General features: G+C 64.4%; 9 protein-coding genes. All 9 read right to left on the bottom strand.

The window, feature by feature from the left end:
* A partial coding sequence (locus VN856_RS25190; RefSeq protein WP_325694411.1) for a PPE family protein occupies positions 1 to 484 on the bottom strand: 484 nt, incomplete at its 3' end.
* Between the two features lie 46 nt (positions 485 to 530).
* On the bottom strand, positions 531 to 1,847 hold the full coding sequence (locus tag VN856_RS25185; protein ID WP_325694409.1) for a PPE family protein: 1,317 nt from the start codon (positions 1,845 to 1,847) through the stop codon (positions 531 to 533).
* Positions 1,848 to 1,953: 106 nt separating this feature from the next.
* On the bottom strand, positions 1,954 to 3,168 hold the full coding sequence (locus VN856_RS25180; RefSeq protein WP_325694407.1) for a sodium-dependent bicarbonate transport family permease: 1,215 nt from the start codon (positions 3,166 to 3,168) through the stop codon (positions 1,954 to 1,956).
* 524 nt (positions 3,169 to 3,692) lie between these two features.
* Positions 3,693 to 4,268, bottom strand: a complete 576-nt coding sequence (gene pth, locus VN856_RS25175; protein ID WP_325694405.1) for an aminoacyl-tRNA hydrolase — start codon at positions 4,266 to 4,268, stop codon at positions 3,693 to 3,695.
* A gap of 3 nt (positions 4,269 to 4,271) precedes the next feature.
* Positions 4,272 to 4,934 (bottom strand): 50S ribosomal protein L25/general stress protein Ctc, encoded by a 663-nt coding sequence (locus VN856_RS25170; RefSeq protein WP_325694404.1) that lies wholly within the window; start codon positions 4,932 to 4,934, stop codon positions 4,272 to 4,274.
* A gap of 127 nt (positions 4,935 to 5,061) precedes the next feature.
* Positions 5,062 to 5,928 (bottom strand): oxidoreductase, encoded by an 867-nt coding sequence (locus VN856_RS25165; RefSeq protein WP_325694402.1) that lies wholly within the window; start codon positions 5,926 to 5,928, stop codon positions 5,062 to 5,064.
* 24 nt (positions 5,929 to 5,952) lie between these two features.
* Positions 5,953 to 6,603 carry an LpqN/LpqT family lipoprotein gene (locus VN856_RS25160; protein WP_325694401.1) on the bottom strand — a complete coding sequence of 217 codons (651 nt, stop codon included), beginning with the start codon at positions 6,601 to 6,603 and terminating at the stop codon, positions 5,953 to 5,955.
* Positions 6,600 to 6,947 carry an arsenate reductase (glutaredoxin) gene (gene arsC / locus VN856_RS25155; protein ID WP_325694399.1) on the bottom strand — a complete coding sequence of 116 codons (348 nt, stop codon included), beginning with the start codon at positions 6,945 to 6,947 and terminating at the stop codon, positions 6,600 to 6,602. Before arsC ends, VN856_RS25160 begins: the two co-directional genes overlap by 4 nt.
* Positions 6,948 to 7,928: a ribose-phosphate diphosphokinase gene (locus VN856_RS25150; protein WP_325694397.1), complete on the bottom strand. Its 981-nt coding sequence runs from the start codon at positions 7,926 to 7,928 to the stop codon at positions 6,948 to 6,950.
* Positions 7,929 to 8,045 lie beyond the last annotated feature (117 nt).

Below are 8,045 nucleotides of genomic sequence, written 5' to 3'. Positions count from 1 at the left end.
AGGCGGCCGCCGAGGAGGAGGCGTAGGTGTCCATCGCCAGTGCGTCCTGGGCCCACATTTCGCCGTATTGGACTTCGATGGCCGAAATCGCTGCGTTGTTCTGCCCGATGATGTTGCTCGCAACCAGCGACGCCAATTGGGTACGGTTGGCGGCGATTTCAGCCGGTGGCACATGTGCGGCGAACGCCGTCTCGTAGGCGCTGGCCGCGGCGCTAGCCTGGCTCGCAGTTTCGGCGGCCTGCGCCGCGGTGCCCTGCATCCAGGTGAGGTATGGGGCGACCGCGGCCGCCATGCTCAGCGACGTCGGACCCAACCATGGTCCGCTGGTCAAGGATGAGATCACGGTCGAATAGGACGTCGTTGCCTGCTGCAATTCGTTGGCCAGCTCGCCCCAGGCCGCCGCGGCGGCCAACAACGGCGCCGATCCCGCGCCGGTATACATCCTGCCCGAGTTGATCTCGGGCGGAAACGCTGCGTAGAACATGTCTATACCCCTTGCCCTTTGGTGCACGACTGGGTCGGCATTGCAGTCAGTCTTCGATCGCCGGGATTACGAAAATGGTGGCTGCGGCGGGATCCGCCTCGGCGACGACGCCGCCGAGTGAGGCCGCACGAGCACCACTACTCACCGACTGCGTCGCGGTGGCTGCCACGGCACGTCCGGCCAGGCTCGAAGCCGCCATCTGGCTGAACATGCCGCCCTGGCCGGCTAATGACGCCTCCGGGACGGCCGCCCCCGCCAGGTTGGTGGGCAGCGCGGCGGCGAGCGTCCTGAACCCCATCTCCGGGGCGGCTTGAGTCCAACCCTGCGGTACCGACATGCTGCCGACCAGGGCTGCGCGGCCCACCGACCCCGATACCGGTCCCGCACCAAAGGCCGCGCTGAGATGCGGCGTCCCCAACTCACTGGCCAGCGGGGCCAGCGCCCCGGTGATGGGCTTTGCGCCGGCAAGAAAAGAAGCGGCGCCCTGTCCGTTTTGACCCCAGGCGTATGCCTGACCGAACGACAGGAACGGGCCACCGGGTATGGAAGTCAACCCCTGTAGCGAGTAGGGCCCGGATGCGATGGTCGAGAAGATGGTGTTCCAGTTCGTCAGGTCGGTCGTCAGCCAGGGCGGCAAGGTGGCTGTGGTTAGTTGCGGCAGTGATAGCCCGGACAGCAAGTTCGTCGATGTTGTCGGCGACTGCACAAGGCCGTTGGCCAGGTTCTGCAAAGCGGTCGGCAGGGAATTGATGAACTGGGTTATCTCCGTGCCGATGCTCGACGCGCCGGAGGTGCCGGCCTGCGCGGCCGCGGCTGACTGCTGCGCGGTGCCCGCCGGGTTGGTTGTCTGCGGCGGCTCGGTGAACGGAGTCAGCACCGACGCGCTGCTTGCAGACCCGGCGTAGCCGTACATCGCGCCGGCGTCCTGGGCCCACATTTCCATGTAATGGGTTTCCGTGGCAGCGATCGCGGGAGTGTTCTGCCCCAGGATGTTCGTCGCGATCAGCATCATCAACAACGCGCGGTTGGCCTCGATCACGGGCGGCGGCACTGTCGCCGCGAAGGCGGCCTCGTATGCCGCGACGGCAGCCTTGGCCTGGTTGCCGGTCTGCTCAGCCTGTGCTGCAGTGGTATTCATCCACTCCACAAAGGTGGCGGCGGCCGTAGCCATGGACTCTGACGATGGGCCTTGCCACGTCCCGGCAGTCAGGCTGGAGACCGTCGATGCGTAAGACGCTGCCGTCGAACTCAATTCGGCTGCCAGGTCGTCCCAGGCCGCCGCCGCGGCGAGCATCGGCCCGGCTCCAGGTCCGGTATACATCCGTCCGGAGTTGATCTCCGGCGGTAGGAATGCGAAATCCATTAATGCTCACCTCCGGTGGCATGGCTGATCGCGACGCGATCAGTTTCAAGAGTTGTGTCCGGCGACGTTGCCGCTGTTGGGTTCTCGACGTCGAGCTACGGCGACGTCACGTGACCGGGAACCATTGCCCGACGACGCGGGAGATCTCGATATAGAGCGGGATCCCGATCGTGACGTTGTAGGAGAACGTCAAACCCAGCGACGCGGCGAGCGGCAGGGTCGGACTCGCTTCGGGGATCGCCAAACGCTGAACGGCAGGCACGGCGATATACGATGCCGCGCCGCAGAGCACCGCGAATAGGACATACGTCCCCGGCCCGAAGTTGGTATGGGTGAGGTAGGCATAGGCGTGCGCGACGATGATCCCGAGCGGCGCGAAGAGGTTGGGCGCCAGAAGGCCGAACAAGATGAACCCGCGGCCAGCAGCCTTAAGGTCCCGCAATTTACTGGCAGCCGTCATGCCCATCTCGAGCAAGAACAGGCAAAGCGCGCCCTGAAACGCGGTGATGAACAACGAGTCGGCGTCGTGAGTGACTTTATGTCCCTGCAACCCGCTGACGAACCCGATGACGATGCCGCCGAAAAGCAGACACAGTCCCGGATTGAGAAAGACCTCCCGCAGCAGCTGGCGTGAGAAGATGCCGCCCTTTTCGCCGGACGCCCACGCGGGACGGCGGCGCCTTCTCAGCGCGTACTGCACCCGCTCCTCGGTGTCCGGTTCGATGTCGAGTTGCTGTCCGGGAGCGGGCTGGGCTGCCGCGCCGGGACCGACACTCGCCGGCACGGGCGCGATGTAGCCGGGCTCATCGGGCATGTTGCCGTCTCGGTCCATCCCGCGGTGCCGCAGCCGCGCCACCAGATACAGCGCAACCAAACACCCCGGGATCTCCATGACGGCCAGCATGACCGGCATGTAGGCGTCAAAGGCCAGCCCGACGCCGGCCAAGACGGCCACGCAGGTGGCGAACGTGCCTGCCGAGTCCGACCCGTAATAGCCGGCGACGGTCGCCTTATCCACTCGCCGCAGCTTTGTCAGGCGGCTCAACAGCAGGTATGCGAGCATGCCGATCACAAAGTTCAAGACAAACCCAGTGATCATGAATCCCGCAATGTGGCCGATGCTCGAAGCCTTGATATCGGCGAGTTCTTCGCCGCCGTGCCAACCGATGGCCACCAGCAGGTACATCGTGAGGCCCTGATAGATGACGTAGGGGAACTCGAAGTCCACCTTGAGCATCCGGATCAGGAAACCGAAGTAGAAGAACAGCAGCAACGGCTTGAAGAGGTTGTGCAGGAAGTTGTGCAAGAACTCTTGAAGCATTGTTCTTAGCTCCATCTCCGAAGTCGTCGGCTATGACGGATACGTTGTCTGGCAACGTCTCTGAGTCACCCGCGGAGGCGGTGCCGTTTTTCCGGTGTGATCGTGTGGCCGCTATGTTTCAGAAAGGGGTCCGATTATGTAACGGGCACAATAAATGCCGTTCGCTATGAATCGAATTATGTTGTTAGACAGCACAGTTGGATAGCAATAAGCGGGCGAGGGCTATCGCCCCTGCCGGAGCGGCGGGTGGATCGGTAAGATTTTTGCGAAAGTTCCTTGGCTTGATTATTTTTCGAAGTGGCAGCGTGGTCGCGGCCACATACAAGCCTAAGTGCCTCGGGCGCACCACGGCCTAAGCGCTCGACGCTTGGCTTGTGCGTCCACCCTGGAGTGGTCCATGGGAACAGCAGAGCAGCAGTTAAGTTGAGCGGACAACCGCACTCACGACTTCTTTACGCGAGCTCGCCGCTTCCTTGATGAGATCTTTACGTCTGACCGGGTTTACCGGCGACAAGCGCGCCGACTCACCAGGCGTGTACTCGGTTCTGCGCTGCCTCTAGACCCAGCTCGAGCAGCAGTTCGGTGGCGTCTGCCGCCTGCTCGCAGATCGTCGGCACTTCGGGGCGTTCGGTGGCGGTGAAATTCTCCAGCACGAACGCCGCCGGATCCTTGCGCCCCGGTGGTCGGCCGATGCCGATCCGGATCCGCTGAAAGTCCTTGGTGCCCAGCGCGCTCGCGACCGAGCGCAGCCCATTGTGGCCGCCCTCGCCGCCACCGAGCTTCAGCCGAATCTGGCCGAAGTCGATGTCGAGCTCGTCGTGAATGACCAGCACGTCAGCGGCGGGCACCGAGTAGAACTTGGCCAGCGGACCGACTTGGCGGCCGGACTCGTTCATGTAGCAGCGCGGCTTGGCCAGCACGACGGAACGTCCGCCGAGCCGACCGGTCACGATCTCCGCGCCGGAACGCTTGTGCACCTTGAAGTTCGAGCCCAGCCGAGCCGCGAGCCGGTCTGCCACCATGAACCCCAGGTTGTGCCGCGTCTGGGCATAGTTCGGTCCGGGGTTGCCCAGACCCACCACCAATTGTGGGCCGGCCACGGTCTATTCGGATTCGGACTCGGCTTCGGCTGCCTCGCCCTCGCCCTCGGCGGCCTCCTCGGCCGGCTCTTCGGCCTCGGCCACCTCGCCGGCGCCCTCGCTCTCGAGGTCCTCGGCGGTCGGTGCGTTCACGACGTTGACCACCAGAAGATCAGGGTCGGCGATCAGCGTGACCCCCGCCGGCAGCGCGATCTGGCCGGCGGTGAACTGGGTGCCCGGCTCAGCGCCGTCGAGCGACAAGGTCAACGACTGCGGGATCGACATCGCGTCGGCTTCGATCTCGATCGTGCTGGTCTCCTGGGTCACCAGGGTGCCGTAGGCGGCCTCGCCGACCACCTCGACGTTGACCTCGACGGTGACCTTCTCGCCGCGACGGACCACCAGCAGGTCGGCATGGGTGATGCTGCGGCGGATCGGGTGGATGGCGAGCGCCTTGGTCAACGCGAACTGTTCTTTGCCGTCGATGTCGAGGGTCAGCACCGCGTTGGTGCCGGAGTGCCGCAGCACCGCCGCGAAGTCATGGCCGGGCAACTCCAAGTGCTGTGGCTCGGCGCCGTGACCGTAGAGAACGGCCGGAATCTTGCCTTCGCGCCGTGCCCGCCGGGACGCGCCTTTGCCGGTTTGGGTCCGCACTAGCGCGGTCAGCTTGTTCTCAGATCTAGCCATGGTGTCGCTCCTGTGTCAGATTCCGTTGCACGGCCAGGATCGCGACTACTGTCGGCCCCCGTCGATAACGGCGGCTTGTTAAAGCCACCCTCGCCGTGACGCCTGGTCAGGCTAGCGCATCGGCACCTCAGAGCGGAAATTTGGTGTCTGTGAGCTGCTCGGACAGCTCCCAGAGCGCACCGGCGGTGGCGTGGCGTTTGGCCAGCGGGCTGCGCCCGCTCGGCCGGGTCCGTCCGAACATTCCGAACGCCGGGCCGATGAAGCTGTTGCCCGGGATGTCCTGCGAGATGGCATACAGCGTTTGCCGGGCGCCGAAGTCGGCGTCGCTGGCCAATCGATTACCCACCGCCATCAGTGCGTCACTGATCTTCTGCCCGGATTGCCCTTGCAGGTTGGTGTGCGAGTAGCCGGGATGGGCGGCCACCGCCCGCAGCGGCGAGCGCGCCGCCTCGAGCCGCCGTTGCAGCTCGCTGGTGAACAGCAGGTTGGCAAGTTTGGACTGGCCGTAGGCCAGCCACGCCGAGTAGGGCCGTGCCGTCCAGTTCAGGTCGCGCAGGCTGATGTACCCCATCCAGTGCATCAGCGACGACACCGTCACCACCCGCTCGGTGACTTTCGGCAGCAATAGGTTGGTCAGCGCGAAGTGGCCGAGGTGGTTGGTGCCGATCTGGCTCTCGAAGCCGTCGGCGGTGACGGCGTGCGGGACGGCCATGATGCCGGCGTTGTTGACCAGCACGTCGACGCTGTCGACTCCGTCGGCGAACTGCCGCACCGAGGCCAGATCCTGCAGGTCGAGCTGACGGACTTCGACGTCTCCGGTCATTTCACGGGCGGCGGCTTCACCCTTGCCGGTGTTGCGCACGGCCAGGATCACCTGAGCGCCGACTCGGGCCAGTTCGCGGGCCGTCACCTCGCCGAGACCGCTGTTGGCCCCTGTGACGATGGCGGTGCGCCCGGCGAACGAGGGCAGGTCTGCTGCGGTCCACGAGGTCATGGAAAACACAGTAGTGCGGTGGCGTTACTTGGCGGCGACGGTGAAACCGTGGATGATCGCCTCGACGTTGACCGCGTCGGCGACGGCCTTGTCGGCCAGGCTGGTGACCGCGAGCTGAATGAGGTAGCGGTCCGCCTCTTCGCCGGGTCCGTGGGCGATCACGATCCGATTGATGGTGTGCAGCCGCTGGTCGCCGAGGTTGTAGCTGCCCTCGATCATCGACGACGGGAAGCCGTGGAAATCGGCACTGGACGATTCGAGCTGTTTGAAGTTCTCCGCGAGCCGGGCATCGTCGTTGCCGTGCTTGACCAATTCAGCGGCATCGAATTCCCCAACCAGCTTGAACACGATGAGCATGGCGTTGGGAAAGGCGTCGGCCCCGGCGATCAACTTCGTGGTGGTCGGGATGTTCGGCCGATTGATCCGCTTCCAGCCCGGCGGCGTCGGAATCGACACGGTCAGGTCGGTCAGCGTGTCGGGGTCGACTGGCGTACCGGATACCCCGTTGCTTTCCAGATACTGCGAGAACGGGATCGGCTTGTCTGTCGGCGTCGCGCTGGTAGTCGTTGGGGTGGTCGACCAAATCGACTGATAGTCAGGACTTTTCGATCCGCATGCGGCCGCTGCCACCGTCAAGGCTGCCAGCGCCGCGGCGAGTCGTACCGGTGGGCTCACAGGATCTCGCGCACCGTGTCGACCGGACGAGCCAGCCGTGTGCCTTTCGATGTGACGACAAACGGCCGCTCGATGAGGATGGGATGTTCAGCCATCGCATCGAGCAACTGGTCGTCACTCGCATCGGCCAGATTGAGCTCGGCGTACAGCGCCTCACGTTTACGCACGGCCGCCCGCACCTCGATACCGGCGGCGCGAATCATCTTCACCAACTCGGTACGAGACGGCGGTGTCTTCAGATATTCGACGACCTTGGGCTCAATAGCATTGTCGCGCAGCAACTCCAGAGTCTTGCGCGAAGTCGAGCAACGGGGGTTGTGATAGATGACGGCGTCACTGGCCATCTATGCATCACCGTCGAATAGTCCTGTGACCGAACCGTTTTCGAATACCGCGCGGATGGTGGTCGCCAGCAGCGGGGCGATCGACAACACGGTGAGCTGCGGGAAGCGCTTCTCCTCGCCGATCGGAAGCGTGTTGGTGACGATCACTTCCTTGGCGCCGCTCTGGGCCAACCGCTCAGAGGCCGGGTCGGACAGCACGCCATGGGTGGCCGCGATGACGACGTCTTTGGCACCGTCGTTGCGCAGCAGCTTCACCGCGCCCGCGATAGTGCCACCGGTGTCGATCATGTCGTCGATCAACACGCAGGTACGCCCCTCCACCTCACCGACGACCCGGTTGGACACCACCTGGTTGGGCACCCGCGGGTCACGGGTCTTGTGAATGAAGGCCAGCGGGACACCGCCCATCGCGTCGGCCCACTTCTCGGCGACCCGCACCCGGCCGGAATCGGGGGAGACCACGACCATGTCGGCGCCGGCGTAGTTGTCCTTGATGTAGCCGGTCAGCAGGTTTTGGCCGCGCATGTGGTCGACAGGCCCGTCGAAGAAGCCCTGGATCTGATCGGTGTGCAGGTCGACGGTGACGATCCGGTCCGCGCCGGCGGTCTTGAACAGGTCGGCGACCAGGCGTGCCGAGATCGGCTCGCGCCCGCGGTGCTTCTTGTCCTGCCGGGCATACGGGTAGAACGGGACGACCGCGGTGATCCGCTTGGCGCTTCCGCGTTTGAGCGCGTCGATCATAATCAGCTGTTCCATCAGCCACTGATTGACCGGCATTGGGTGTGACTGCAGGACGAACGCATCGCAGCCGCGGACCGATTCGTCGAAACGCACGAAGATCTCGCCGTTGGCGAAGTCGCGAGCGGTCTGAGCGGTGACGTGTACGTCGAGCTCCTTGGCCACCTGTTCGGCCAGCTCGGGATGCGAGCGGCCGGCGAACAGCATCAGATTCTTGCGGTTATCGGTCCAGTCGTAGCTCATCTGTCGCCCTCGCCGATTCGGATCGGATGGTTACCCAATTGATTGCCTGTGAATGATGCGCCTCTGCATGGCTCGCCACTGAATAATAGGTAGCGAATCGCTGCTGCGCTGCTCCCT

Origin of the sequence: Mycobacterium sp., from assembly GCF_035603715.1 — a bacterium.
Classification (GTDB): domain Bacteria; phylum Actinomycetota; class Actinomycetes; order Mycobacteriales; family Mycobacteriaceae; genus Mycobacterium.
Note: the sequence above shows the minus strand (reverse complement) of the source record. Positions and strands in the feature narration are given on the sequence as shown.

Coding starts and splice junctions, on each gene's coding strand:
- VN856_RS25185 (WP_325694409.1), bottom strand. CDS start 1,847: ATGGATTTCGCATTCCTACCGCCGGAGATCAACTCCGGACGGATGTAT.
- VN856_RS25180 (WP_325694407.1), bottom strand. CDS start 3,168: ATGCTTCAAGAGTTCTTGCACAACTTCCTGCACAACCTCTTCAAGCCG.
- VN856_RS25170 (WP_325694404.1), bottom strand. CDS start 4,934: ATGGCTAGATCTGAGAACAAGCTGACCGCGCTAGTGCGGACCCAAACC.
- VN856_RS25165 (WP_325694402.1), bottom strand. CDS start 5,928: ATGACCTCGTGGACCGCAGCAGACCTGCCCTCGTTCGCCGGGCGCACC.
- arsC (WP_325694399.1), bottom strand. CDS start 6,947: ATGGCCAGTGACGCCGTCATCTATCACAACCCCCGTTGCTCGACTTCG.
- VN856_RS25150 (WP_325694397.1), bottom strand. CDS start 7,928: ATGAGCTACGACTGGACCGATAACCGCAAGAATCTGATGCTGTTCGCC.